Origin of the sequence: Peteryoungia rhizophila (assembly GCF_004912145.1) — a bacterium.
Lineage (GTDB): Bacteria > Pseudomonadota > Alphaproteobacteria > Rhizobiales > Rhizobiaceae > Allorhizobium > Allorhizobium rhizophilum.
In genome coordinates, this window is the sequence record NZ_STGT01000005.1 from 1 (window position 1) to 25,342 (window position 25,342).

23 protein-coding genes are annotated in these 25,342 nt (G+C 62.6%); 6 read left to right on the top strand and 17 right to left on the bottom strand.

What is annotated here, in order from left to right; all coding sequences use genetic code 11:
• Window positions 1-338 precede the first annotated feature (338 nt).
• A complete protein-coding gene (locus tag E9677_RS19020) occupies window positions 339-2,282 on the top strand; it encodes a M23 family metallopeptidase (protein ID WP_136559647.1) in 1,944 nt (647 codons plus the stop codon).
• An 80-nt stretch (window positions 2,283-2,362) separates the two neighbouring features.
• Here E9677_RS19020 and clpB read toward each other — a convergent pair whose 3' ends face one another.
• From clpB to E9677_RS19050, 6 genes are all read right to left on the bottom strand, one after another.
• Window positions 2,363-4,966, bottom strand: coding sequence for an ATP-dependent chaperone ClpB (gene clpB / locus E9677_RS19025; RefSeq protein ID WP_136559648.1), 2,604 nt, complete (start codon window positions 4,964-4,966; stop codon window positions 2,363-2,365).
• A gap of 207 nt (window positions 4,967-5,173) precedes the next feature.
• A complete protein-coding gene (locus tag E9677_RS19030; protein WP_136559649.1) occupies window positions 5,174-5,956 on the bottom strand; it encodes a DUF4167 domain-containing protein in 783 nt (260 codons plus the stop codon).
• Between the two features lie 331 nt (window positions 5,957-6,287).
• Complete coding sequence (prmC, locus tag E9677_RS19035; protein ID WP_136559650.1) at window positions 6,288-7,163, bottom strand: peptide chain release factor N(5)-glutamine methyltransferase; 876 nt, start codon at window positions 7,161-7,163, stop codon at window positions 6,288-6,290.
• A complete protein-coding gene (prfA, locus tag E9677_RS19040; RefSeq protein WP_136559651.1) occupies window positions 7,160-8,239 on the bottom strand; it encodes a peptide chain release factor 1 in 1,080 nt (359 codons plus the stop codon). Before prfA ends, prmC begins: the two co-directional genes overlap by 4 nt.
• A 40-nt stretch (window positions 8,240-8,279) precedes the next feature.
• The gene (gene ptsP / locus E9677_RS19045; protein WP_136559652.1) at window positions 8,280-10,547 is read right to left on the bottom strand and encodes a phosphoenolpyruvate--protein phosphotransferase; all 2,268 of its coding nucleotides are present in this window, start codon (window positions 10,545-10,547) and stop codon (window positions 8,280-8,282) included.
• A gap of 86 nt (window positions 10,548-10,633) precedes the next feature.
• Window positions 10,634-11,908, bottom strand: a complete 1,275-nt coding sequence (locus E9677_RS19050) for an aspartate kinase (RefSeq protein WP_136559653.1) — start codon at window positions 11,906-11,908, stop codon at window positions 10,634-10,636.
• A 279-nt stretch (window positions 11,909-12,187) separates the two neighbouring features.
• Here E9677_RS19050 and mprF point away from each other — a divergent pair, with 279 nt between their 5' ends.
• Window positions 12,188-14,788: a bifunctional lysylphosphatidylglycerol flippase/synthetase MprF gene (gene mprF, locus E9677_RS19055; RefSeq protein WP_136559654.1), complete on the top strand. Its 2,601-nt coding sequence runs from the start codon at window positions 12,188-12,190 to the stop codon at window positions 14,786-14,788.
• Window positions 14,785-16,152 (top strand): virulence factor family protein, encoded by a 1,368-nt coding sequence (locus E9677_RS19060; protein ID WP_136559655.1) that lies wholly within the window; start codon window positions 14,785-14,787, stop codon window positions 16,150-16,152. The genes mprF and E9677_RS19060 overlap by 4 nt, the downstream gene beginning before the upstream one ends.
• Before the next feature lie 63 nt (window positions 16,153-16,215).
• Here E9677_RS19060 and E9677_RS19065 read toward each other — a convergent pair whose 3' ends face one another.
• Complete coding sequence (locus E9677_RS19065; RefSeq protein ID WP_136559656.1) at window positions 16,216-16,785, bottom strand: SH3 domain-containing protein; 570 nt, start codon at window positions 16,783-16,785, stop codon at window positions 16,216-16,218.
• 165 nt (window positions 16,786-16,950) lie between these two features.
• Here E9677_RS19065 and ubiG point away from each other — a divergent pair, with 165 nt between their 5' ends.
• Together ubiG and E9677_RS19075 are read left to right on the top strand one after the other, a co-directional pair.
• The gene (ubiG, locus tag E9677_RS19070) at window positions 16,951-17,706 is read left to right on the top strand and encodes a bifunctional 2-polyprenyl-6-hydroxyphenol methylase/3-demethylubiquinol 3-O-methyltransferase UbiG (protein ID WP_136559657.1); all 756 of its coding nucleotides are present in this window, start codon (window positions 16,951-16,953) and stop codon (window positions 17,704-17,706) included.
• Complete coding sequence (locus E9677_RS19075; RefSeq protein ID WP_136559658.1) at window positions 17,703-18,254, top strand: DUF924 family protein; 552 nt, start codon at window positions 17,703-17,705, stop codon at window positions 18,252-18,254. Before ubiG ends, E9677_RS19075 begins: the two co-directional genes overlap by 4 nt.
• A gap of 7 nt (window positions 18,255-18,261) precedes the next feature.
• Here the strand turns inward: E9677_RS19075 and E9677_RS19080 are convergent, their stop codons facing one another.
• Genes E9677_RS19080 through E9677_RS19100 form a run of 5 tightly spaced genes read right to left on the bottom strand, consistent with a single transcriptional unit; the run spans window position 18,262 to window position 21,152 of the window.
• Window positions 18,262-18,843, bottom strand: a complete 582-nt coding sequence (locus E9677_RS19080; protein WP_136559659.1) for a DUF3291 domain-containing protein — start codon at window positions 18,841-18,843, stop codon at window positions 18,262-18,264.
• Window positions 18,840-19,268, bottom strand: coding sequence for a DUF1178 family protein (locus tag E9677_RS19085; protein ID WP_136559660.1), 429 nt, complete (start codon window positions 19,266-19,268; stop codon window positions 18,840-18,842). The genes E9677_RS19080 and E9677_RS19085 overlap by 4 nt, the downstream gene beginning before the upstream one ends.
• Window positions 19,265-20,122 (bottom strand): carbon-nitrogen hydrolase family protein, encoded by an 858-nt coding sequence (locus tag E9677_RS19090; RefSeq protein WP_136559661.1) that lies wholly within the window; start codon window positions 20,120-20,122, stop codon window positions 19,265-19,267. The genes E9677_RS19085 and E9677_RS19090 overlap by 4 nt, the downstream gene beginning before the upstream one ends.
• Window positions 20,123-20,132: 10 nt before the next feature.
• Window positions 20,133-20,387 (bottom strand): glutaredoxin 3, encoded by a 255-nt coding sequence (gene grxC / locus E9677_RS19095; RefSeq protein ID WP_136559662.1) that lies wholly within the window; start codon window positions 20,385-20,387, stop codon window positions 20,133-20,135.
• A 45-nt stretch (window positions 20,388-20,432) separates the two neighbouring features.
• Complete coding sequence (locus tag E9677_RS19100) at window positions 20,433-21,152, bottom strand: ComF family protein (protein ID WP_235883052.1); 720 nt, start codon at window positions 21,150-21,152, stop codon at window positions 20,433-20,435.
• Window positions 21,153-21,290: 138 nt separating this feature from the next.
• On the opposite strand from E9677_RS19100, the gene E9677_RS19105 reads away from it, so the two are divergent.
• On the top strand, window positions 21,291-22,169 hold the full coding sequence (locus E9677_RS19105) for a methyltransferase domain-containing protein (protein WP_136559664.1): 879 nt from the start codon (window positions 21,291-21,293) through the stop codon (window positions 22,167-22,169).
• Window positions 22,170-22,185: 16 nt separating this feature from the next.
• Here the strand turns inward: E9677_RS19105 and E9677_RS19110 are convergent, their stop codons facing one another.
• The 5 genes from E9677_RS19110 to argJ form a co-directional block, all read right to left on the bottom strand.
• The gene (locus E9677_RS19110; protein WP_136559665.1) at window positions 22,186-22,359 is read right to left on the bottom strand and encodes a Flp family type IVb pilin; all 174 of its coding nucleotides are present in this window, start codon (window positions 22,357-22,359) and stop codon (window positions 22,186-22,188) included.
• Window positions 22,360-22,423: 64 nt separating this feature from the next.
• Entirely contained in the window at window positions 22,424-22,744 is a 321-nt protein-coding gene (locus E9677_RS19115; RefSeq protein WP_136559666.1) for a hypothetical protein, read from the bottom strand.
• Between the two features lie 98 nt (window positions 22,745-22,842).
• A complete protein-coding gene (gene mutT / locus E9677_RS19120) occupies window positions 22,843-23,256 on the bottom strand; it encodes an 8-oxo-dGTP diphosphatase MutT (protein ID WP_136559667.1) in 414 nt (137 codons plus the stop codon).
• A complete protein-coding gene (locus E9677_RS19125; RefSeq protein ID WP_205910174.1) occupies window positions 23,253-24,068 on the bottom strand; it encodes a GNAT family N-acetyltransferase in 816 nt (271 codons plus the stop codon). The genes mutT and E9677_RS19125 overlap by 4 nt, the downstream gene beginning before the upstream one ends.
• Window positions 24,037-25,278 carry a bifunctional glutamate N-acetyltransferase/amino-acid acetyltransferase ArgJ gene (argJ, locus tag E9677_RS19130; RefSeq protein WP_136559669.1) on the bottom strand — a complete coding sequence of 414 codons (1,242 nt, stop codon included), beginning with the start codon at window positions 25,276-25,278 and terminating at the stop codon, window positions 24,037-24,039. The genes E9677_RS19125 and argJ overlap by 32 nt, the downstream gene beginning before the upstream one ends.
• Between the last annotated feature and the right edge of the window lie 64 nt (window positions 25,279-25,342).

Consider the following 25,342-nt stretch of genomic DNA (forward strand, 5'->3'; position numbering starts at 1 on the left):
TTCTCCGATAAAATTCCAGAAAATCGACAAACCATTGAATATAATCGATTTTTCTGAAGTCAGGATTCAAACGACCTAGACTGCCCCGGAAAACGGGCCGTTGGATCCCCCTCGGACAGCCTTCCAGGACCTTCATGGGAGCTGGAAAGCCGTCCCACCCATACGCGGGCGCGCGCGTGCCGCGCTAATTCCATATTTGCCTGATCATAAGGGGTTCTCCACCCCGCCAATTTGACGGGTCTGGGCAAAACATGAGACATGAGAACCGTGATCCAGTCGACCAACAGGCCGGGGCCCTGCCCCGACGCCGCAGGCAGCAGGACAGGCAGCAGAACCTGATGACGACAGACCGAGACCTGATGCGCTCGCTCGGTGGCGAGCCTCCAATCCTGGCGGATGGCCTCCGGGCACCCGACCGCCGTGAAATCTCGCTGCGCTGGCTCTCGGGCACCTTCCTGACTGGCATCACCTCCTGCATCCTGATGGGTGTGGCCCTGTTTGCCGCACTCGACGGGCGCCAGCAGCTCGCGATCCCGGCCGAAGCCTTCGCCCTTGCCCCTCCGGATGACACGGCAACGCCGGCGGACGATACCGTCCGCGGCGCCCGCATCTTCGCACCGAAGATCGCCGCGAGGCCCGTCGACAAGGCGATCCTCGACGTCCCCACTGTCTTCAAGGACGGTGAACGCGAAGTGGTGCGCAAACTGCCCTTCGCCCACGTAAAGATGGTTCTCGCCGCAGACTACGGCAATCAGGAGCGATATCCGAAGTTCGATCCGCTCGCGATCTTCGCGACAGACGAGGCGACGCCCGCCGTCGCCAATCGCACGGGCTCCCTTTACGGTTCCGACGTCGAATCCGAAGTCATCCTGAAATCGAGCCCCTTCCCGTCCGTTCCGGACAAGCCGCTCGCCGGCGAAATGACCTTCGACGAGGTCGAGGCGAATGTGCGCTCGAACGGTTCGGTGCTGACCGACGGCGACACCCAGGTCGCCGCCCTCTATTACATCGATCCCCGCCGCTTCGACACGGAAGACAGCGGGCTCGATCTCGTCGTCGGCCTCTCGGCCCGCATCGTCGAGGAAAACATGAGTGTCGCGGAACCGGAGATCATCACGCCGATGACCCCCGAATATGCCGACGACATACTGCCTGCCCGCCGCCCCCAGTCGGTCGTGACCCTGATGACGGCAGCCGGTTATCCTCAACCCAAGGCCGAGGATGTCGCCGAAGCATTGGCGCCCTTCATGAAGGAAGAAGACCTCGTCGAAGGCGACATCATCCGCATCGGCCTGCTGCAGCGTGGCGAAGAGGTCCGGCTCGTCCGCTTCTCGCTCTACCACCGCACCGATCATATCGCGACGCTCGCGGTGAATGATGTCGGCCGCCTGGTCGAGGGAACCGAGCCGCCGCAACTCGACGCCATATCAGGCGCTTTCGACAGCTCGCAGCCAGCCATGATGTCCGGTCGCGACCTGCCACGCGTTTACGACGGCATCTACCGCGCAGCACTTTCCTATGGAATGAACCAGGATCTGACCGCCCAGGTCGTCCGCCTGCTCGCCGCCAATGTCGACTTTCAGGCGCAACTCAAGTCGACCGACATGCTCGAAGCCGTGTTCTCGGTCACCGACGACGAGGGCCGGGCCACCGACGATTCTGAGCTCCTCTATGTGCGAGCCCGCTTCGGCGACACGATCACTCAGTTCTACCGGTTCCAGGATCCGGAGGACGGCTCGATCGATTATTTCGACGAAAACGGCAAGTCGATCCGCCAGTTCCTTCTGCGCAATCCCGTGCCCAATGGCCGCTTCACCTCGGGCTTCGGCATGCGCCGTCACCCGATCCTGGGTTACTCGCGCATGCATACCGGCGTCGATTGGGCTGCCCCCCGAGGCACGCCGATCATCGCATCGGGCAACGGCACCGTCGAAAAGGCAGGCTGGGCCTCGGGCTACGGCAACCAGACCATGATCCGCCATGCCAATGGTTATGTCACCTCCTACAACCACCAGAGCGGCATCGCCAAGGGCATCACGCCCGGCGCCAAGATCAAGCAGGGCCAGGTCATCGGCTATGTCGGTTCGACCGGCTCCTCGACCGGTTCGCACCTGCATTACGAGCTGATCGTCAACGGCACCAAGGTGGACGCGATGAAGGTTCGTCTGCCCGGCGGCAAGGCCCTAGACGGACCGGCGCTCGCCTCCTTCCAGCAGGAAAGGCAGCGGATCGACACGCTCCTGCAGTCCGGCGGTCGCCCGGCCCAGGTCGCGAGCCGCTGAGGCGATAGGCAACCGCGTGCATCCAACGAAGAACGGCGGCCCGAAAGGACCGCCGTTTCGTGTTCTGGCCGCAGTTTTGATTAGGCCGCAGCACTCACCGCAGCCTTGGTGGACATCAGCAGCCGGTCGCTGCCCGCCTCGATCGCCACCTCGGATCCATCCAGCACCTGACCCGACAGGATCTGCTCGGCCAGCGGATCCTGAAGGTATTTCTGGATCACCCGCTTCAAGGGGCGCGCCCCATAGACAGGGTCGTAACCCTTGTCAGCGAGCCAGGCCCGGGCATCCGGGGCGAGATCAATGCGGATCTTCCGCTCCGACAGGAGCGACAGGAGCCGCTTCATCTGGATGTCGACGATCGCGCCCATTTCCGATCGACGCAGCCGGTGGAAGAGGATGATCTCGTCGACGCGGTTGAGGAATTCCGGCCGGAACGAGGCCTTGACCACCTCCATCACCTGGTCGCGAACCTGGTCGACATCCTGATCCTCGCCGAGGCTGGTCAGGTAGTCGGCCCCGAGGTTCGAGGTCATGATGATGATCGTGTTCTTGAAGTCGACCGTGCGGCCCTGCCCATCCGTCAGCCGCCCGTCGTCGAGCACCTGCAGGAGCACGTTGAACACATCCGGATGCGCTTTCTCGATCTCGTCGAACAGCACGACCTGATAGGGCTTACGCCGCACCGCTTCGGTCAGCGCCCCGCCTTCCTCATAGCCGACATAGCCCGGAGGTGCGCCGATCAACCGGGCAACAGAGTGCTTCTCCATGTATTCCGACATGTCGAGCCGGACCATGGCCGTCTCGTCGTCGAAGAGGAAACGCGCCAGCGACTTGGTGAGCTCGGTCTTGCCGACGCCGGTGGGGCCGAGGAAGATGAACGAGCCGATCGGCCGGTTCGGATCCTGCAGTCCGGCCCGCGCACGGCGAACCGCCCGCGACACCGCCTGCACGGCATCACCCTGACCGACGACCGATTTGGCCAGATCGTCTTCCATCCTGAGCAGCTTGTCCCGTTCGCCCTCCAGCATCTTGTCGACGGGAATGCCGGTCCAGCGCGACACGACATGGGCGATGCCGTCGGGCGTGACGACCTCCTGCACCATGTTGGCTGCACCCGAACCGTCCTGCGCCTCGGCCTCGACCAGCTCCTTTTCGAGCTTGGGGATCACGCCATAAGCGAGTTCGCCGGCGCGCTGGAATTCACCCTGGCGCTGTGCGATCGCAAGCTCGTTGCGGGCTTCGTCCAGCTGGCGTTTCAGGTCTGCGGCAAGGCCCAGCTTCTGCTTTTCCGCCTGCCAGCGGGCCGTCAGCGCATCGGCCTCTTCCTCCAGTGAGGTGAGTTCGGTTTCAAGCCGCGTCAGCCGGTCGGCAGAGGCCGCATCGGTTTCCTTCTTCAGTGCCTCGCGCTCGATCTTCAGCTGCATGATGCGGCGATCGAGTTCGTCCAGTTCTTCGGGCTTGGAATCGACCTGCATACGCAGCCGCGATGCGGCTTCGTCCATCAGGTCGATCGCCTTGTCGGGCAGGAACCGGTCCGTGATGTAGCGGTTCGACAGGGTAGCCGCCGCCACCAGCGCCGAATCCGAGATCCGCACCTTGTGGTGCTGCTCGTATTTCTCCTTCAGGCCACGCAGAATCGAGATCGTGTCCTCGACATTCGGCTCATTGACCATGACCGGCTGGAAACGCCGGGCAAGGGCTGCGTCCTTTTCGACATGATTGCGGTACTCGTCGAGCGTGGTGGCCCCGACGCAATGCAGTTCGCCGCGCGCGAGCGCCGGCTTCAGCAAGTTGGAGGCGTCCATCGCCCCATCGGCCTTGCCGGCACCGACCAGCGTGTGCATCTCGTCGATGAACAGGATGATCTCACCGTTTTCGGACTGTACCTCGTTGAGAACGGCCTTCAGCCGCTCCTCGAACTCGCCGCGATACTTCGCACCCGCAATCAGCGCGCCCATGTCGAGCGCCATCAGCTTTTTGTCTTTCAGGCTTTCCGGCACGTCGCCATTGACGATACGCAATGCAAGACCTTCGGCGATCGCCGTCTTGCCGACGCCGGGTTCACCGATCAGGACCGGATTGTTCTTGGTCCGGCGCGACAGAACCTGGATCGTGCGGCGGATCTCGTCGTCACGGCCGATAACCGGATCGAGGCGACCTTCACGGGCCTCTTCGGTCAGGTCGCGGGCATATTTCTTCAAGGCATCGAAGCCGGCTTCGGCATTGGCGCCGTCTGCGGTGCGACCCTTGCGGATCTCGTTGATCACCTGGTTCAGCGCATTTGCGGTCACGCCGCCCTTCTTCAGGGACGCGGATGTCGAGGCCGAGGATTCGATCGCAAGCGCAAGCAGCAGGCGCTCGACGGTAACGAAGCTGTCGCCAGCCTTCTTTGCCGCGTCTTCCGCCGTCGAAAAGACCTTGGCGAGCGGCTGCGCCAGATAGACCTGGCCATTGCCACCGGACACTTTGGGCAGCTTGGAAAGTGCGGCATCATTGGCGATCCGCACGGCCTTGGCATCACCACCAGCACGGCTGATCAGCGAAGAGGCCATGCCCTGCTCATCGTCGAGCAGAACCTTCAGCACATGTTCGGGCGTGAATTGCTGGTGACCTTCCGACAGGGCATGGGTTTGTGCGGATTGCAGGAAACCGCGCACGCGTTCGGAATATTTCTCGATATTCATCGTCACTCTCCTTATCTCCGCCCTGCCCGCATTCGGCACAGGTCGGATGGTGTGGATGAGGCCCCCGGTAGCGGCGGACCCCGGAGCGGAAACCGCTCCCTCGACCGAGATATGGGAGCGCGATTTTGCCCTTTAAAGAGGCAGTTAAACGAAAAACTCCGGGCCAGAGCCCGGAGTTTTGCAATCGTCAAATCGAGCTGGAAAAGCTCATTCGGTAGAAGCCTCGGCAAGTGCAGGGGCTTCGCCACCTTCGCCGTTCCCGCCAGCCTCTCCGCCAGCTTCACCACCTTCGTCGCTGCCCGCGGCGCGGCGCGGCTGACGGCGAGGACGGTTGCTGGCCGCACGGCGGCGTGGCTGGCGTTCGCCACCGGCGTCCGCTGCACTTTCGGCAGCGGCGGCTGCAGCTTCCGCCGGCATCTCTTCGATGACGGGCTGCGGGCCCGAACCGGCGATTTCCGGCTGCGGCTGCGGCTCCGGCTGACGTTGCGGCCGATTGTGCTGCTGCGGCCGGTTCTGTTGCTGAGGTCGGGCCTGCTGCTGCGGCGCCTGCTGATTCCCGCGATCCCCGCCACGATCACCATTCTGACCGGTGTTTTCGTCCGAACCGTCGAAATCCTCGCCGTCGCGCTCGTTATAGTCCTGGCGATCGTCGCGGTCGTCGCCGCCATCGCGGTCGTCGCGCTGGAAGCGTTCCTGCATCTGCGCCTGGGCAGCCGCGATGATGCGGTTGTAGTGCTCGGCATGCTGCAGATAGTTTTCCGCCATGACACGGTCGCCGGCGCTATGAGCGTCCCGCGCCAGGGTCGAGTACTTCTCGGCGATATGCTGGGCGGTGCCGCGGATCTTTACGTCGGGGCCTGAGCTGTCATAGGTCCGGGTAAGCGGGTTCTGGCCCTTGCGGTTGAAATTGTTGTTTCCACCGCCGCCGCCACCGCCGCCGCCATTGTTGTTACGCCCCCGACCACGCTTGTTCTGCTGTCCTGGCCTCATAGATGCTTCACCTGAATGTCTTTGTTGTGCTGATAAAGGGCAACGTCATTGGCTCTGGTTGAACCGGACCAAGTCTATGCGCGCCGCCGACAGACCGCGCTCTCGCCTTGCTCGCCGCTGGTGAAAGTCGAGTTTACTGAGTTACGCATCGGTCCTGTCGTGCTTCGCAGAGTTCGACAGCGAACCTTTTTCGAAGCCGGCCCAGTCGTGAACGAATCTTCGTTCTTTCCCCGCCGCCCGTTGCGTGCCCGCAAACTATTACGCTTCATCTGGAAAACCAAGCCTTTTTCTGGCTTTCCTGCAATTATCCTTAGCAGCCGCAGCAAACGGGCTAATCAAGCTTTCCCGCAAACACGAGAACACGGTCGTTGTCACCATAGTCCCGACGCTCTTCGATGAGAGAAAATCCAGACTGTTCAAATATTTGCGTCACGTCATGCCGCTGGTCGAAACCGATTTCGAGACCGATAAGGCCGTGAACTTCGAGATGTGCGCCCGCTTGCGCGGCAATGGCGCGATAGGCGTCCAGACCATCCGAACCACCATCGAGCGCGGCCATCGGATCGAATTTTGTCACCTCTGGTTCGAGACCCGCCACCACCTCACTGCGGATATAAGGCGGATTGGAGACGATGACGTCAAAACGCTCCGGCGTCTGGTCGAACCAGGGACCAGGCCTTGTCCGGAAGCGGGATCCGAGCCCGTTGCGCTCGGCATTGTCGGTCGCCGTCTTCAGCGCATCTTCGGAGATATCGATGCCGAGGACTTCTGCCTCCGGGCATTCATGCAGCAATGCCAAAGCGATTGCGCCTGTTCCGGTACCGAGATCGGCAATCTTCGGCTTCAAACCTTTGGCGACCATAGACCTGACATGTGGCAGGATCACGTCGACCAGGATTTCCGTATCGCGGCGTGGCTCCAGGGTCCCGGTGGAGAGTGCGAGATCGAGACCGTAAAAATCACGCCGACCGAGAATCCGATGGACAGGTTCGCGCTGCAGCCGCCGCTCGATTGCCCCATTCACGAGATCAACCAGGGCCAGCGCCACCGGCTTTTCGCCTTCGAGAAGCAATGCCGTGGGGCGAATGTCGAGCAGACCGCAGACCAGCACCCTGGCGTCCGTGGCGGCATCGGCAAGTCCGGCGGCCTCGAAACGCCGGCGCGCGTCGGCGATCAGGGATCTCGCCGATGGCAAAGCCCCGCTCACTGGGCCTCGCCGAGCTGGGCGAGCTGCCCGGCCTGATAGTCGGAAATCAGCGCATCGAGCATTTCGTCGAGATCGCCTTCGATCATTTTGTCGAGCTTGTAGAGCGTCAGGTTGATCCGGTGATCGGTCACCCGGCCCTGCGGGAAGTTGTAGGTCCGGATCCGCTCGGAGCGGTCGCCCGAGCCGACCTGGCTCTTGCGGTTCGCAGACCGTTCACTGTCCACCTTCTGCCGCTCGATGTCGTAGAGCCTGGAGCGAAGGACCTGCATCGCCTTGGCGCGATTCTGGTGCTGCGACTTCTCAGAGGACGTCACAATAAGCCCGGTCGGTAGATGGGTGATGCGCACCGCCGAGTCCGTCGTATTGACGTGCTGGCCACCGGCACCCGAAGCGCGCATCGTATCGATACGGATGTCCTCGGGCTTGATCTCGATGTCGATATCTTCGGCTTCCGGCAAAACCGCGACAGTAGCCGCTGATGTGTGAATGCGCCCGCTCGCTTCGGTTTCCGGCACGCGCTGCACCCGATGCACACCGGATTCGAACTTCAGCTTGGAGAACACGCCCCGCCCGCTGATCGTCGCAATGATTTCCTTGTAACCACCCGCTTCCCCCTCGCTGGCGGAAAGCACTTCCACCTTCCAGCCCTTGGTCGAGGCGAACCGTTCATACATGCGGAAGAGATCGCCGGCGAAGAGGGCCGCCTCGGACCCGCCGGTGCCGGCCCGGATTTCCAGGATCGCGCTCTTCTCGTCGGCGGCATCCTTCGGCAGGAGCAGGATCTGCATCTCGCCTTCAAGCGCCTCGATCCGGCTTTCGATCTCGGGCAGCTCCATCTCGGCGAGATCGCGCATCTCGCGGTCCGTCGCCTTGTCGGAAAGCATGGCGCGCAAACCGTCGGCCTCGTCGATCGCCGCCTGGTATTCGCGGATCTTCTTCACGACGGGCTCGAGCTCGGAATACTCGGAGGCGAGCTTCACATAGACATCGGCTGCCGGTCCCGCCGACATTCGCCCCTCGATCTCGCCGAAGCGGCGTTCGAGTTCGCGCATTTTCTCGACAGGAAGCTTCGCCACCCTTTACTCCAGGTCTTCTCGCCAAAGTCAGTCGTCAAAGTCAGACGGGGATCGTGTTCTCTTCCGCATGGCGGATGAGCAGGTCGCGGACTGACACGCCCGGGGTGTCGTCGTCAAGCGCGGCCGTCAGAACCTCGGACAACCGACCGACATCGAGACCGAGCAACATCGCCTTGACCGGACCGATCGCCGTTGGCGACATCGAGATCGAGCGGAAGCCGATCCCGAGCAGCGCCATGGCCGAAAGCGGCTTCGACGCCATCTCCCCGCACAGCGTCACCGGCGTCTTGTTCCGCTCTCCGGCACGGACGATATCGCGCAGAATTCGAAGAAACGGTCGCCCGAGCACGTCGAAGCGATCAGACACCCGCGCATTACCCCGGTCGACCGCCATGGCGAACTGGAACAGGTCGTTCGAACCGACCGAAACGAAATCGACCTCGTCCATCAGCTCGTCGAGCTGCCAGAGCAGCGCCGGCACTTCGAGCATCGCCCCGAACTGCAGCTTCTTCGGCAGTTGATGGCCGAACTTGGAGATGTGCTGGATCTCCTTCTGCATCAGCTCGCGCACCGCCCGGATTTCCGAGACTTCGGTCACCATCGGCAGCATCATCTTGAGCTCGGCGCCGGAGGCTGCCTTCAGCAGTGCGCGCAGCTGCGTTCGGAGAAGTCCGGGCCGATCAAGCGACAGGCGGATCGCCCGCCAGCCGAGCGCCGGATTTTCTTCTTCCTGGCTGCGGAAATAGGGCACGACTTTGTCGCCGCCGATATCGAGCGTGCGGAAGGTCACCGGACGTCCGCCCGCCTGCTTCAGCACATTGCGATAAAAACTCTCCTGCTCTTCGCCCTTGGGCATGGTCGAGGAGATCATGAACTGCAATTCGGTGCGAAAAAGCCCGATCCCTTCGGCACCGGAATCGGCAAGCTGCGGCAGATCGACAAGCAGGCCGGCATTCATCTGCAGCTTGATGCGGTGCCCGTCCTTGGTAACCGGTTCGACATCGCGCAGCGCGCGAAACTGTTCCTGCCGCTTGGCCCTGAGCTTGACCTTTTCCTCATAGGCCTTCTGCAGATCCGCGACCGGGCGCACATGCACCTTGCCGTCGTCACCGTCGATGATGACGGGATCACCATTTTCGGCAAGCGCCACGGCACCCGCCGCCTGGCCGACGACCGCAATGCCCATGGCACGCGCAACGATGACGACGTGGCTGGTGACGGCGCCTTCTTCGAGCACGAGGCCGCGCAGATTGGCGCGCGGATAATCCAGAAGCTCGGCCGCCCCCATGGCGCGTGCAAAGACGATCGCGTCGTTCGGGAAACCTTCGGCGGCACTGTGCGGCGAAAAGCCGGTGAGCTGGCGCAGCAAGCGGTTCGCCAGATCGTCGAAGTCGTGCATGCGCTCGCGCAGATAAGGATCGGTCAGGCGCATCATGCGCGCCTTGGTATCGCTCTGCACCTTCTCGACAGCCGCTTCGGCGGTGAGCCCGTTATGGATCGCCTCTTCCATGCGCCGCACCCAACCCTGGTCATGGGCGAACATGCGGTAGGTTTCGAGCACGTCGCGGTGCTCGCCTTCCATCGAAATTTCGCGGCGCGACAGCATGTCGTCGATCGAGATCCTGAGCGAGCCGAGCGAGTCGGCCAGCCGTCTGATTTCCGTCTCGCTGTCTTCGTTCAAGAGATTGGTGACAACGATGCGCGGCTCGTGCAGCACGACATAGCCGAGGCCAATGCCTTCGGAATAACCGTCACCATCGATCGAGACCGGCCGCGTCAGGTCCAGTTCCAGCCCGGGTCGGGTGATCTTCTTGAGTTCGCCGGTGGCAATCATTTCGGCGAGCACCATCGCGGTCGTTTCGAGCGCTTCGAGCTCGTCCTCGCGATAGTTCCGCTGCGCCTTGTTCTGCACGACGAGAACACCGAGGCTTCGCCCGGCACGCAGGATCGGTACGCCGAGGAAGGAGTGATAGATCTCTTCGCCGGTTTCCGGCAGGTAACGGAAGGCCGGATGCGCCTGGGCATCAGAAAGATTGAGTGATTGGGCGGAAGCCGCGATCGTTCCGACGAGACCCTGGCCCATCTTCAGCTGGGCCAGGTGAACCGCGTCCTTGTTCAGACCTTCGGTGGCATAGAGTTCGAGAACGCCGTCGGAGCGGAGGACATAGGCGGAGCACACCTCTGCGACCATGTTGTTCGCGATCTGGCGAACGATCCGATCCAGTCGCTCCTGCGGCTCGAGCGGCTCCGCCATAAGTTCGCGCAGCCGCTTAAGCAGGACGCGAGGACCCGCAGAAAGGTCTCTCATCGCGTTTTTGCTCCACTTCCCATTGGTCAGCGGATTGTTACCCTTGCCTTTTCAGGGGTCGGGTCACGCGTGTCCGCTCTCAGGAATCAATTCTTATCCAGACCGTAGCAGGAATGCAAAGTGCGAACCGCAAGCTCGGCATAGGGACCGTCGATCAGGATGGAGATCTTGATTTCGGACGTCGTGATCGCCTTGATGTTGATGCCCTTGTCGGCCAGCGCCCGGAAGGCGGTGGCCGCGACGCCCGCATGGCTGCGCATGCCGATACCGATGACAGAAACCTTGACCAGACCCTTCTCGCTCTGGACCACGTCGAAGCCGATCTTCTCCTTGTTGGAGCCGAGAACGGCCAGCGCCTTGTCCACGTCACCCGAGGGAACCGTGAAGGTCATGTCGGTCTTCGAACCATCTTCCGAGATGTTCTGGACGATCATGTCGACATTGATGTGGGATTCGGCGAGCGGTCCAAAGATCGCGGCCGAAACGCCCGGCCGGTCGGCCAGACGGCGCAGCGAAATCTGGGCTTCATCCTTGGCGTAGGCAATACCGGTGACGACTTCCTGTTCCACGATCTCTTCCTCATCGCAAATCAACGTACCGGGCGGGTTCATCAGATCGCCCATGCCCGGTGCATCGGGATCTTCAAAGCTGGAGCGCACGAAAGTGCGGACCTTGTGTACCATGGCGAGTTCGACCGAGCGGACCTGCAGCACCTTGGCGCCGAGCGAGGCCATTTCGAGCATTTCCTCGAAGGCGATCTTCTTCAGGCGACGCGCCTTCGGCTCGATGCGCGGGTCGGTCGTATAGACGCCGTCGACGTCAGTATAAATGTCGCAGCGGTCGGCCTTCACACCGGCAGCGATTGCAACAGCCGAGGTATCGGAACCGCCACGGCCGAGCGTCGCGATGCGGTTGTCAGGGCCGATACCCTGGAAGCCGGCGACCACGGCCACCTGGCCCTCGCCCATGCGGCGGATGATGTCGGCGCCGTCGATTTCCTGGATGCGGGCTGCACCATGGGCGTTGTCGGTCTTGATCGGGATCTGCCAGCCCTGCCAGGAACGGGCATTGATGCCCATCGACTGCAGCGCGATGGCGAGCAGCCCGGATGTCACCTGTTCGCCCGAGGCGACGATGGCATCGTATTCGCGCGCATCGTAGAAAGGCGAGTCGGCACCCGCCACCTTCGGCATGTTCTGAACCCAGTCGACCAGCTCATTGGTCTTGCCCGACATGGCCGACACGACGACGGCCACTTCGTGACCCGCATCCACCTCGCGTTTCACATGGCGCGCGACATTGTAGATGCGATCCAGATTGGCGACGGATGTCCCGCCGAACTTCATGACGATGCGAGCCATAGACTTGAACCATATGCCCTTGAAAGACGCCGGAGCCCCGGCACGAAAATGATCGCCCGGGCGCAAAGCCTCGGGCTGGCCGGGCTTTTAGTCTATCTGGGTCAGGGGCGCAACGGCCACTTGCCCCCCAAACGGTACGGCAGATACGGGATTTTCGACGGAATTCAGCGCTTTTCACCTGCCATAATTTGGCACGAATTCGGGCGCCAACCATATCGGGAATACCGGGCTGGGAGCCGGTAGTCGCTCGATCAGACGATCAACACCGGACAGTCTCAGATGAAGTCTTCCACCGAGCTCCCCCATGCGCCGCAGGATCTCGATCCCCTCGCCCCCTCTTTCTTCACCCGCCACGCCAGGTCGCTCGCAGCCCTGGCCGCCCTCCTCGTCTTCGCCGCTGTCGGCTTTGCCATCTACCGGCTGACCGAGGAAGTGACTTATGCCGACGTCTTGCACGGTCTCGAAGCGACCGGAAGCGACTCGATCGCCCTGGCCGTGCTTTTCACGGTGCTGAGCTTCGGCACCCTTTGCCTCTACGATATCAACGCGCTCGCATTCATCGGCCGCAAGCGCCCCTTGCCGGAAGTGGCGCTGACCGCCTTCAGCGCCTATGCGGTCGGTAATGTCGCCGGCTTCGGCGCTCTCTCGGGTGGCGCGATCCGCTACCGGGCCTATTCACGATCCGGCCTCTCGCCTGAGGAGATCGGCCGGATCATCGCCTTCGTGACGGTATCCTTTTCGCTCGGCCTCGCAGTCCTCACGGCCCTCAGCCTTATCCCGATGGCGGGAGAGCTGGCTCCGCTGGTGGGCGTCTCATCGACAATGCTTGCGCTCGCCAGCACGCTCGTTCTGATCGCGCTGCTCACACTCCTCTTCCTTGCGAGTGGCCGAGGCGTCACCATCGGCAATCGAACCTTGCATCTGGCCGACAGCCGGACGATGTCCAGACAGTTCCTGGTCACTGTCCTCGATATCGCCCTTTCGGCCTCGGTCCTCTACGCTCTCTTGCCAGCGGAAGCCCAGATCACCTGGCCGGCCTTCTTCGCCATCTATGCCGTCGCCATCGGCCTTGGCGTCATCAGCCACGTGCCGGCCGGCCTCGGCGTTTTCGAGACCGTCATCATCGCAGCCCTGGGATCTCAGGTCGGCACGGAGGCCATTCTCGCCTCGCTCGTCGCCTATCGCGTGATCTACTACGTCCTGCCGCTCGTCGTCGCCATCCTTCTGGTGACAGTCACCGAACTGCGCCAGTTCGCCGCCACCCCCCTCTCTGCCGGCATTGCCCGAACCGCTGGCCGGCTTGCGCCGACATTGCTCGCGACGCTCGCCCTCGTGCTCGGCGCCATGCTGGTTCTTTCGAGCGTCACGCCGACACCGATCCCGCAGCTCGCAGCACTTTCTGACGTCCTGCCGCTTCCCGTCGTCGAAGGCGCGCATTTCCTCGCCAGCATTCTCGGCCTGATGCTGGTCATCGTCCCCCGCGGTCTCGCCCAGCGGCTGGACGGAGCCTGGTGGGGTGCTGTCCTCATCTCTCTCCTTGCGCTCATGCTGTCACTCGCCAAGGCGATGGCAGTCTACGAATCAGCCATGCTCGCTCTGCTGCTGGTCGGCCTGCTCGCCAGTCGCCAGCTCTTTCACCGCCGCGCCTCGCTCCGCCAGGCATTGACCACATCCTGGCTGATGGCGGTCGGCGTCCTCCTCCTCGGCGCAGTCGTGGTCCTTCTCTTCGTTTACAGAGATGTCCAGTATAGCCATGACCTCTGGTGGCAATTCGCCTTCGACGCAGAAGCACCACGCTCTTTGCGCGCCATGCTCGCCCTGTCGGTCCTCGGAATGGGACTTGGCCTCGTCAGTCTCATGCGTCCGGCCACAGGCGCCGTCGCACCGGCCACCCCGGAGGAACTCACCCGCGCGGTCGCCATCCTGCAGCAACACGACATAGCCGATGCAAACCTCGTTCGCACTGGCGACAAGTCGGTGATGTTCTCGCCAGATGGCCAGGCCTTTCTGATGTATGCCCGCCAAGGCCGCTCCTTCATCGCCTTCCTTGATCCGGTCGGTCCCAAGGCCTCCCGTGACGAACTCGTCTGGCAATTCGTCGAGACGGCGCGCGCCTCCGGGTGCCGGGCAGCCTTCTACCAGACCTCGCCGGCCCTCCTGCCCGCCATCGCCGATGCCGGCATGAAAGCCTTCAAGCTCGGCGAGATGGCCGTGATCGATCTCGAAAGCTTCGACCTCAAGGGCAGCAAATGGGCAGGCCTCCGCCAGGCAGCCGCCAAGGGCGAGCGAGACGGACTGTCCTTCGAGATCATCCCGGCAGAGACCATCGACAATGTTCTCGGCGATCTGCGCCAAATATCCGACGCCTGGCTCGATCACCATCGCGCCAAGGAGAAAGGCTTCTCGCTCGGCGCCTTCACCGACGCCTACATGCAGGCGCAGCCCGTGGCAGTCCTTCGTTACGAAACCCGGATCGTCGCATTCGCCAATGTCCTTCTGACGGATACCCGGGAAGAGGCCTCGATCGACCTGATGCGCTTTGCCCCGGACGCACCGCGTGGCGCCATGGACTTTCTCTTCGTGCGGCTGATGACAGACTTGCGGGAACAGGGTTATCGCCATTTCAATCTCGGCATGGCGCCGCTATCGGGCCTGTCACGCCGGGAAGCCGCCCCTGTCTGGGACCGCATCGCCAACACCTTCTATGAGCACGGCGAGCGCTTCTACAACTTCAAGGGCCTCCGGGCCTTCAAGGCAAAGTTCCATCCCGACTGGCAGCCGCGTTATCTCGCAGTTGCCGGCGGTCTCAATCCCGTATTGGCCCTCGTCGATTCGACGCTCCTGATCGGCGGCGGCCTGAAAGGCGTGGTGAAGAAATGAAGAACCTCCTGCGTTCTGCAGCCCTCCTCCTCACACTCCTGACAAGCATCGGATCCGCGACCCTGGCGCGGGCCGATGATCCGTCGCTCGCCACAGGCATGATCCCCGCGCCGCTGACGCTCCTGCCGAACGGCGACCCCAAGGCGCTCGTCGTGCTTCTCTCGGATGCGAAGGGCTGGCAGCCGAGCGACCAGACGGAAGCCGAACGCTTGCAAACCGATGGCGCCATCGTGGTCGGCATCGACACGCCGAACTATCTGGCGTCGCTGGCGCAGGACAAGGGTGACTGCATCTACACGGTCTCCGACATCGAGGCGCTCGGCCACCAGCTTCAGCGCAAGGCCGGCAATGCCAGTTTCCTACCACCGATCGTGGCTGGACGCGGTGAGGGCGGAGCGCTTGCGCTCGCCATCCTGGCGCAGACCCCGAAGGCGACGATCGGCCAGACGCTTGCGGTCGATCCACCGGCAGGCATCCCGCTGACCCATCAGTTCTGCACGCCTGCCGAGAAGACGGTCGTGGCCGGCCGCATGGTCTATGGCCTCACCCCGGGCGACCTCCCGGATCCGGCGACCGTGCTCTTCAGCCCCGCGGCTCCGGCCGATGGTCGTACCCATGTCGCCGACCTCCTCGCCACCCACCCGGATATCGATCAGCGGGACATCAACAGCAACTCCGACGAGGCTTTTTCAGAGGCCGTCGACGAATTGATTGCAGCCCAGAGCACAGCCGAGACGCCGCTCGGCATGCCGCTCACGGTTCTCGACGCCATCCCCGCCCGCGACACCCTGGCGGTCATCTATTCCGGCGATGGCGGATGGCGTGATCTCGACAGCGAGGTGGGCAAGAGCTTGCAGTCCGCCGGCATTCCCGTCGTCGGGGTGGATTCCCTGCGCTACTTCTGGTCGGAAAAGACGCCGGAACAGGTGAGTGGGGATCTTGCGACGATCATTCGTACCTATGACAAGCGCTGGAAGGTCAAACATGTGCTGCTGGTCGGCTATTCGTTCGGCGCCGATATCTTGCCTGCGGCTTATGACGGCCTGCCGGACAAGGTGAAGCAAAAGGTCGTACAGGTCAGCCTGCTCGCCCTGTCTCACCAGGCCGACTACGAGGTCTCCGTGTCCGGCTGGCTGGGAACGTCGAGCGCCGAAGGCAAGAAGGACCCGCTGACCGACATCGCCAGGATCGATCCCGCGCTTGTCCAGTGCATGTACGGCTCACAAGAAGAAGATGACGCCTGCCGCGATCTGGTTGGCAGCAAGGTCGAGACCATCGGCACTGACGGTGGCCACCACTTCGACGGCAATTATCCGGCCCTGGCCAAGCGGATCACGGACGGCTTGGACAAGCGTTTGCCGTAGGAAGCCAGTTGCAAATCAACGCGAAAAAGGGGGCAAAGCCGCCCCCTTTTATCTTGATTGGTCTCAGCGGCAGGCGCTCGGATCGCGCTCGCAACGCTCCCGCATCAGCATGCGGATGGGGTTACGATCCCGGTCGTCCTGCGGCTGCGCGTTGCGCCGGACGCGTCTTTCTTCATCACGCCCGCGCCTATCGTTTTCGACCCGGCGATCCCGACGATCATCGCGAACCCCATCGCCATCGCGCCAGCGATCACGGTCGCGGTAGAACGGGCGCCCGCGATAGTGGTCGTCCCAGTAACGGCCGATGCTGAAGGTCACCGTCGGAATACCGAGCGGTCGGTAATACTGCGGTCCGACACTGACGCGGCGCTGCGAATAGGTGGTCTGCAAATAGGAACCCGAGACCCAGCCGCGATACCCGGCGAAGGACACGTCGCACCAGTTGGCGCTCGACATGCATCCTTGAATGTTCACGCGACTGCCTGCCGGTACAACGATCACCGCCGGATAGCGCGTGCTCGGCCCGGACCGCATGTTGACGTTTGCAGTCGAGAAGGCCGCAGCCGCTTCGGCCACAGCCGGCAATGCCCCGGCGGAGACGGCAAGCGCTGCGATGAACCACATTCTTTTCATGATCTTCAATCTCCATTTGACCTGCAGCTCGCGAGGGCTGCGGTTCGCGTCTCAACGTTTGCGCTCGGCCGAGGTTCCCCCGGCATTCGCCCTGCGACGTCCCTGCCCTTGACTTTGCAGGCCATCGGGACGACTTCATGGCCAATCGCCGCAGGAGGTTCCGTCATGAGTGCAGAGGCACGCACCACCATCGATCAGACCGAAGTCGACCGCTTTTCCGCCATGGCCGCGGAATGGTGGGATCCGACCGGCAAGTTCAAGCCGCTGCACAAGATCAATCCGGTCCGCCTCGCCTATATCAGAGACAAGGTCGTGGAGCATTACGGCCGCGACCCGCGAAGCCCGCGCCCGCTCGAAGGTCTACGCATCCTCGACATCGGCTGCGGCGGAGGCCTCCTGTCCGAACCCGTTGCCCGCATGGGTGCGAGCGTGCTGGGTGCCGATGCCTCCGAGAAAAACATCAAGATCGCCATGACCCATTCCGCCCAGAGCGGCGTCGAGGTCGACTACTGCGCCGTCACTGCTGAAGAACTGGCAGCCCAGGGCGAGACCTTCGATATCGTGCTCAACATGGAAGTCGTCGAACACGTCGCGGACGTCGATTTCTTCCTCTCGACATGCGCGTCCATGGTTCGCCCCGGCGGCCTCATGCTGGTCTCCACCATCAACCGCACCCTGAAGGCCGCAGCTCTTGCCATCGTCGGCGCCGAATACGTGCTCCGCTGGCTGCCCCGCGGCACCCACCAGTATGAAAAACTGGTCCGTCCAGAGGAAATCGAGCGTCCGCTGTCAGCGAACGGCATGCAGATCATCGAGCGCAAGGGCGTCTTCTTCAATCCGCTGCAAAACCAGTGGAACCTCTCGGCCGATATCGACGTGAACTACATGATGCTCGCCAGCCGTCCGGGGGATGCAGCATGAGTTCGCCGCAAGCCGTCATCGAATGCTGGCTGCGCCACGGCCCCGAAGCCTGGTTTGCCCGCAATGCCGCCTTGGATGCCGAGATCGAGGCCGAATACGCCGATCTGCATTTCCAGGCCTCCTGCTGCGCCCTCTCCGACTGGGAGCAGACGCCGGAGGGCACACTGGCGCTCCTTCTTCTTCTCGACCAGTTTCCCCGCAATCTCTTTCGCGGCAGCGGCCATTCCTATGCGACGGATCCGCTGGCCCGCACGACCGCCCATAGGGCCCTCGCAAAGGGCTTCGACAGCAAGGTTGAACCGATCCTGCGCCCTTTCTTCTATTTGCCTTTCGAGCACTCGGAAGACCTGAAGGATCAGCAGTTCAGCGTCTCCCTCTTCGAGAAGCATCGCGACGAGACGGGCGACGCCGAGCCGCTGAAGTGGGCAATCGTGCATCTCGAGCTCATCGAGCGTTTCGGCCGCTTCCCCCATCGCAACGCAGCGCTTGGCCGCGAAACGACACCGGAAGAACAGGCCTATCTCGACGCGGACGGCTTCAAGGGCTGATCATCGATCAGACGGGCAAGGTCCTGACGACGGAGAGTAGGTCGGCCTGCCCTTCGATGTTCTGCTCGGCCAGAGCCTTCACCCGTTCGCGATCGATCGGACAAGTAGCCCCCCGAGTATCGAAGGCAGACTTGAAACTGAAAGCCTCCGGCGTCGGCCCTCGATCGGCCAGCAATTCGAACCGCCGAACCGCCTCGCTCCAACTCGGCAAATCTCCAGCAGAGACCCAAAACAGAACTAGGGACGGCCATGCCTGCTTCTGGTTCCAATGGCGGGCATGCTTCAGCGCATCCGCATGGACGCCGACATAGGTGAAGGCCATCAGGCTTTCGATGTCGTGCCAAAGGGAAAGTGACGACACCGCGCCGGTCTGACCCGCTTCCAGAAAGCGCGGGAACACCTGTTCGCCCCAGCTTCCCGGTCCCGGTTCCCCTGCATAACCGGAACGCCCCACGAAACCGACAGCACGCGTCGCTGCTTCGAAATTCAGCGGCTCTCGCAACGCGAAGCCCTGGATGACTGCAGTCATATAGGATGCGGTATGGATACCGAAATTGTAGATCGCAAGATGATGGCCGCCGAGGCTCAATTCACATCGTCAGGCAGGACCGGCAACGGCGCGATCTCTATGCCTTCCTCGATCAGCGACTTCACCTCGACTGGCGAGGCCTGTCCGATGATGCCGCGGGATTCCGCCTCGCCGTAATGGATCTTGCGAGCCTCTTCCGGAAACTTCTCGCCGACATCCTCGCTGCTCGCACGGATCTCGCGGATCGCTTCCTTGAGCTTCACGAAGGCCTGCTTCTGCACCACCGAGACAGCGAGCGCCTGGGTGTCTTCCTTCTGCCGCGCCGTCGAGACGGCAGGCGCCATCAGCACCTTGGATACGTCCGCAGATCCGCAGACGGGGCAGGTCAAATAACCCGACGCCTTCTGGCGGTCGAAATCGGCGCTCTCGGAGAACCAGCCCTCGAACTCATGCGCCTTGTCGCAGCACAGGGAATAGCGGATCAAACGGTGACGCCTCCCTTGGCAAGGACCGGCGCGATGTCGAGCTGGAAGTCGCGGCCGTTCTTCAGGTTCGGGATCTTCGCCCGGCAGGCCTTGACCGCCTCGAGATCGATCTCGGCCACCACCACATCTTCACCGGCACCACCGGCAGACGCGAGAACCTTGCCCCAAGGACCGACGATCATCGAATGGCCGAAGGTCTCGCGCCCGTCTTCATGCACGCCGGCCTGTGCCGCCGAAATGACATAGGCACCGTTCTCGATCGCGCGTGCCCGAAGCAGGATCTCCCAATGCGCCTCGCCGGTCTGCTTGGTGAAGGCCGCCGGCGTCGTCAGGATCTCGGCACCGGCCATGGCCTCCGCCCGGAACAGATGCGGAAAACGCACGTCGTAGCAGACACCGAAGCCGAGCTTGGCGAAAGGCAAGTTCGCAACAACCGCCCGTTCACCCGGACGGTAGACGGCGCTCTCTCGCCAGCTCTCGCCATTGTCGAGATCGACGTCGAACATGTGGATCTTGTCGTAAGAGGTGATTTTTTTGCCGTCGGGTCCGAAGAGGAAGGCGCGATTGGCGATCTTGCCGTCCGCAAGCGCGATTGCGGTCGAACCGACATGCAGATGGATGCCGAGCTCCTTGGCAAGCTCAGAGGCTTGTCTGACGATGAGATCGGTCTCCTCGTCGCGCAAAACCGCCATCAGCCCTGGACGATCCTTTTGTACGGCACCGGTCATCTCCGGCGTCTGGACATAGATCGCGCCGCGCCGGGCAGCCTCGCGCACGAGCCGCGCCATGCTCTCGGCATTCTTCTCCGGATCGACCCCGGAACACATCTGGACGGCAGCAGCCTTGAACACCATGGGTCTGTCCTTACTGAGAAAGAAGCGGATCGAGCTTACCGGCCCGGTCGAGTGCATGCAGGTCGTCGCAGCCGCCGACATGCTGGCTACCGATGAAGATCTGCGGGAAGGTATTGCGGCCCGACTTCGCGATCATTTCCTCGCGCAGGTCAGGTTTGCCAGTCGCATCAAACTCGACATAGGCCACGCCCTTCTTGTCGAGCAGCGCCTTGGCGCTGGCACAAAAGCCGCAGAATTGCCGTGTGTAGATCGTGACGTCAGCCATGGGGTCTCCGCCGGTAAGCGTCGGTGGACAAAGGGGTTTGACCTCTCATATAGGCCCGGCGAGAGCCCTTGCAAAGGTCAAAACAGTGACATCCGCCGCCCCTGCCTTTTTCAGGGCAATCGTCGCGGCACTCACCGTCGCGCCCGTAGTATAGACGTCATCGACCAGCACGATCCGCTTGCCGAAGACCAGATCCTCCCGTCCCTCAGGCACACCGAAGGCACCACGAACATTCAGCGACCGCTGGTTCGCCGTTAGTCCCACCTGTTGCCGGGTACGCTTGCGGCGCACCAGCGCCTCGGCGAGGAAAGGCTTTCCCGATTGTGCGGACAGATGCCGGGCAAGCTCCGCCGACTGGTTGAACATCCGCCGGAAGATCCGCATCCGATGCAGCGGCACGGCGACGATCGCGTCCGCCTCGGCCACCTCCACAGACGCCGCCCGAAGCATCCAGCCCGCCATCATCGGCGCCAGATCCACTCGGTCACGATATTTGAGGCCATGCACCAGATGCCGCGCCACCCCTTCATGCAGGGCAACGGACCGCAGCCGGTCGAAGACGGGCGGATGCGCGATCGCCTGCGGCGAGACCATGCCCTCGCCCGGATCATGCGCAAAGGGAAGGCCGAGAACGGGACAATATGGTTTCTCGATCAGCCGCATCTCGCCCCAACAGCTTGGACACAGCGCGTGATGGCCGGCGACATGGACGTGGCAATGGGCGCAGGCCGGTGGATAGATGAGATGAAACAAGCCGCGCAGCATGGATCCGGCACGATACCGGCTGACGGATGCGCTTTTCTGCACTAAATGAGCCCACATGCATCGACCTTACGCCTGCTGTGGCGTTCGGCCAATGCCGGAAATCTTGAGAAAGCTCTGCCGAAAACCGGGAATGCCGCCATGAACGACCTGTTCGACGAAGCCCTGATTGCCCGCAACCGCGCACGCGCGCTTGCACGCAACGCACCGGGCAGCGATTTCTTGCTGGAACTCACCGCCCGCGAACTCGCCGATCGGCTTTCCCTGGTCGAGCGCCGCTTCGAAGACGCCGTCGAACTCTTCGGTGGCACCGGTCTTACGGCAAAGGCAGCACTGGCGACAGGCAAGATCGAGCGATTGCAGCGGATAGAAACCGATGCGGCCTTCGGCGAGGAAGGACAGGCTGTGCTTGCCACGAATTACGAGAGCGTGCCCCTCGAGCCGCAATCCGTCAACCTCATCCTCTCGCCGCTCGCGCTGCATTTGACCAATGATACACCCGGCATGCTGATTCAGATGCGACGGGCCCTCAAACCCGATGGCCTGCTTCTGGCGGCAATCCCGGGAGCGGGAACGCTGGCGGAGCTCAGGGACGTCTTATTGGCAGCGGAAACGGAGATCTATGGCGGCGCGAGCCCTCGCGTCGTGCCCTTCGCCGATATCCGCGATGTCGGCTCACTCCTGCAGCGCGCAGGCTTCGCGCTTCCCGTCATCGACGAGGAAAGCTTCACGGTGCGCTACGATCATATCTTTGCGTTGATGCGGGATTTGAAGGCCATGGGCATGGCGAACCCACTTCTGGGCCGCAGCCGCCGTCCGGTTTCCAGCCGCTTCTTCCTGCGGGCGGCGGAACTCTACGCCGAACGGTTTGCCGATCCGGATGGCCGCATCCGCGCCACCTTCTCGATTGTCTTCGTCTCGGGTTGGGCGCCTCATGAGAGCCAGCAGAAACCGCTGAAACCCGGCTCGGCCAAGATGCGTCTGGCAGACGCTCTCGACCCAACCAGGCGCGACACATGACCGATGCAGACCCGGATTATCTTCCGGCTTCTACAATTTCGGTTTCGATTGTATTGAAGGTTCCCATCAAAGCGCCTGTGAAGGCGCCATAACCGCTGATCAGCGCAACGCTCATGATCGCAGCGATCAGGCCGTATTCAATGGCTGTGGCCCCACGAAGGTCTGAAAGCAGTTGGCGGAAAAGATGCATTCTTACCCCTCGTTGATGTGAGCCCAGGCGCCGCACCCCACGAACGCCTGACCTGTCATTCGCCTCAGCAGGCCTGGCCCGAACCATAGCCGTCGATGATGCAGACGGAACCCGGCGTTTCCTGAAGCACGCTGCGGCGGATCGTATACCGTTTGCCGCTGTCGTCCTTCGGGATGGAACCGGTGGTGATCATATCGAATTCGTCCGGCTGGTAAGCCAGGGTCTTGCGATCGGACTTGGAGGCGAGCATCGGCGTCAGGACGAGCGAAAGCGCGATCGCAGCCGTGCCGAACAACAACGCGATGTTGAGGACACCCGTCCTGCCAGTCTTGATCGAAGACCGCTCTCGGGACCGTGCGGCCTTCCAGAAATCCTCGTTTACCATATTACGCTCCACACACGTGTTCGACGTATGAACAGAGGGTATATTGCGGTGCGGGGTATAAACTTTTGATTAACGACGCCGCTTTGATGAGCGTTTTGTCAGAGAAGATCCTGGAGAACCGGAATGAGCGGCTCGTCGGCGGGCGGCATCGGATAGTCGCGAAGCGCCTTGGCCTTCACCCATTTGATCGCCTGCCCCTCCCGCCCGTGCGGAATACCCTCGTAGCGACGGCAGATGTAGAGCGGCATCAGCAGATGGAAGGTCTCGTAGGTATGGCTGGCAAAGGTCAGCGGCGCGAGGCAGGCGACCTTGGTCTGGATCCCGAGCTCTTCCTCGAGTTCGCGTACCAGCGTCTCCTCCGGCGTTTCCCCGGCTTCTACCTTGCCGCCGGGGAATTCCCACAGACCCGCGAGAGACTTGCCCTCGGGCCGCTGCGCGAGAAGGATCCGGTTGTCGGTATCGACCAGCGCACAGGCCGCAACCAAGAGGATCGGCTTCTTCGTCTCCGTCATCGGGAAGCCTTTCGCCAGTAGGCGTAACGATAGGCCTCCTCGAAGCCCATCTTGCGATAGAGCGCCAGCGCCTCCGAATTCTCGGCCACCACCTGCAGCCAGGCGGTCCGCGCGCCGCGCATCCGCGCCCAACGAAGCGCCGAACTCAGGATTTCGATGCCGAGCCCCTGCCGGCGGCGGTCCGCCCTGACTGCGAGCGACATGATGCCCGCGAGATCGTTGTCCTGCACGCAAAGGGCGGCTGCGAGTGGTCCCTCGACAGTATCCTCGATGACGAAAAGGCCCGACGGCGGCTTGATGCCGGTGATGATCTCGGCCAGCGCCGGCTTCAGCGCCGGATCGCTGCCATGCACGGCGATATCCGCATCCACATAGCGTCCGACATCCTGGGTCGGCAGATGGTCCAGCGTGTCCGGAAATGTCATCCGGCTGAGATCGGCGGTCATCGTCACCACCTCCTCGAAACGCTCCCAGCCATCGGCCGCGAGAAAGTCGATCAGGGGCTTCGGCGACAACGGCGTCTGGCGCACCAGCAGTGGCCGTCCATGCGCCTCGAAACGCTTGCCGGCCTTCTCGATCCGGATCGCGATATCTCGGCTGTCGGAAGGGTCGAGCGGCACGATGCAATTCAGCCGCTTGCCGGGATGGCCACCGGTCAGCCGGACCTGCCAACTGCCGTCATAGACCACGTTGCTCGCCGGCCAGGCACGGAAACCGACCGCTTCGAGACGCCGGACGAGCGGCAGGTTGGGATTGCTTACCATTGCATGCATTCGGACGTCAGCTCCGATAGTCGCCGTTGATGGCGACATATTCCTTCGTCAGGTCGCAGGTCCAGACCGTTGCCGTGCCGGAGCCCAGGCCGATATCGACGGTGACTGGAATGTCTTCGCGTTCCATCACGGCCGTCGTCGCATCCTCGGAATAGGCAGGATCCCGCTCACCATCGACGGCGACGCGCACGTCACCGAACCAGATGGCGAGCCGATCACGATCGGCCATCTCGCCGGACTTGCCCACCGCCATGACGATGCGACCCCAATTGGCGTCCTCGCCGGCAACCGCCGTCTTCACCAGCGGCGAATTGGCGATCGACAGCGCAATCTTCTTCGCGGCCACGTCGCTTTCAGCACCCTTGACGGTGATTTCCACCATCTTGCGCGCACCTTCACCGTCGCGAACGACTTGAAGTGCCAGATCCTTCAGAAGATCGTTCAATGCAATTCGGAAATCTGCGAGGCGAGCATCGTTCGCGCTCTCGACCTTCACCTGCCCATCGGCAGACGCAGCCCCGGTCGCAAACAGCATCAGCGTGTCGGAAGTCGAGGTATCGCTGTCGACGGTGATCGAATTGAAGCTCGGCTCGACGCCAGCCGAAAGCAGCCCTTGCAGAGCCTGAGGTGCGATGTCGGCATCGGTAACGACGAAGGACAGCATGGTCGCCATGTCGGGCGCGATCATGCCGGCACCCTTAGCGATCCCGTTGATCATCACGGTGACACCGTCGATCTCGGCGCTGCGCGTCGCGACCTTCGGATAGGTGTCCGTGGTCATGATCGCCTTGGCCGCCTCGAACCAGAAGTCGCCGGTCGCGTCCTTCGCCATCTGGTCCAGCACGCCGGAAAACTTGGTGGCATCCAGCGGCTCGCCGATGACGCCGGTGGATGCGAGATAGATCTCGTTCTCGCCGCAGCCCAGCGCCTCAGCCGCTGACTTCGCAGTCAATTCCGTCGCTGCCCTGCCCTTCACACCGGTAAAGGCGTTGGCATTGCCCGAGTTGACGACGACGCCGCGCGCCACGCCATGTGCCAGGTTCTGCCGGCAGAAGTCGACCGGCGCCGACGGGCACTTCGACTTGGTGAACACGCCAGCGACGGAAGCCGAATGGTCGAAGGCCATCAGCAGCACGTCGGTGCGGTTCTTGTACTTGATGCCCGCAGCGGCCGTCGCCATCCGCACACCGCGGATGACAGGCATGTCGGCATAGGTTTTCGGCGCGAGGGGGGAAATGCTGGAAGACATGGCGACGGCCCGTAATGGAAGGCCCGCAATCTGCGGGCCTGAGTATGGATGCGGATGAAGGCGA

Coding starts and splice junctions, on each gene's coding strand:
- mutT (WP_136559667.1), bottom strand. CDS start 23,256: ATGACGGAGACGAAGAAGCCGATCCTCTTGGTTGCGGCCTGTGCGCTG.
- E9677_RS19020 (WP_136559647.1), top strand. CDS start 339: ATGACGACAGACCGAGACCTGATGCGCTCGCTCGGTGGCGAGCCTCCA.
- E9677_RS19115 (WP_136559666.1), bottom strand. CDS start 22,744: ATGGTAAACGAGGATTTCTGGAAGGCCGCACGGTCCCGAGAGCGGTCT.
- E9677_RS19125 (WP_205910174.1), bottom strand. CDS start 24,068: ATGTCGCCATCAACGGCGACTATCGGAGCTGACGTCCGAATGCATGCA.
- E9677_RS19100 (WP_235883052.1), bottom strand. CDS start 21,152: ATGCTGCGCGGCTTGTTTCATCTCATCTATCCACCGGCCTGCGCCCAT.
- grxC (WP_136559662.1), bottom strand. CDS start 20,387: ATGGCTGACGTCACGATCTACACACGGCAATTCTGCGGCTTTTGTGCC.
- E9677_RS19075 (WP_136559658.1), top strand. CDS start 17,703: ATGAGTTCGCCGCAAGCCGTCATCGAATGCTGGCTGCGCCACGGCCCC.
- E9677_RS19065 (WP_136559656.1), bottom strand. CDS start 16,785: ATGAAAAGAATGTGGTTCATCGCAGCGCTTGCCGTCTCCGCCGGGGCA.
- mprF (WP_136559654.1), top strand. CDS start 12,188: ATGAAGTCTTCCACCGAGCTCCCCCATGCGCCGCAGGATCTCGATCCC.
- argJ (WP_136559669.1), bottom strand. CDS start 25,278: ATGTCTTCCAGCATTTCCCCCCTCGCGCCGAAAACCTATGCCGACATG.
- E9677_RS19105 (WP_136559664.1), top strand. CDS start 21,291: ATGAACGACCTGTTCGACGAAGCCCTGATTGCCCGCAACCGCGCACGC.
- ubiG (WP_136559657.1), top strand. CDS start 16,951: ATGAGTGCAGAGGCACGCACCACCATCGATCAGACCGAAGTCGACCGC.
- clpB (WP_136559648.1), bottom strand. CDS start 4,966: ATGAATATCGAGAAATATTCCGAACGCGTGCGCGGTTTCCTGCAATCC.
- E9677_RS19030 (WP_136559649.1), bottom strand. CDS start 5,956: ATGAGGCCAGGACAGCAGAACAAGCGTGGTCGGGGGCGTAACAACAAT.
- ptsP (WP_136559652.1), bottom strand. CDS start 10,547: ATGAGAGACCTTTCTGCGGGTCCTCGCGTCCTGCTTAAGCGGCTGCGC.
- E9677_RS19060 (WP_136559655.1), top strand. CDS start 14,785: ATGAAGAACCTCCTGCGTTCTGCAGCCCTCCTCCTCACACTCCTGACA.
- E9677_RS19090 (WP_136559661.1), bottom strand. CDS start 20,122: ATGGTGTTCAAGGCTGCTGCCGTCCAGATGTGTTCCGGGGTCGATCCG.
- E9677_RS19110 (WP_136559665.1), bottom strand. CDS start 22,359: ATGCATCTTTTCCGCCAACTGCTTTCAGACCTTCGTGGGGCCACAGCC.
- E9677_RS19050 (WP_136559653.1), bottom strand. CDS start 11,908: ATGGCTCGCATCGTCATGAAGTTCGGCGGGACATCCGTCGCCAATCTG.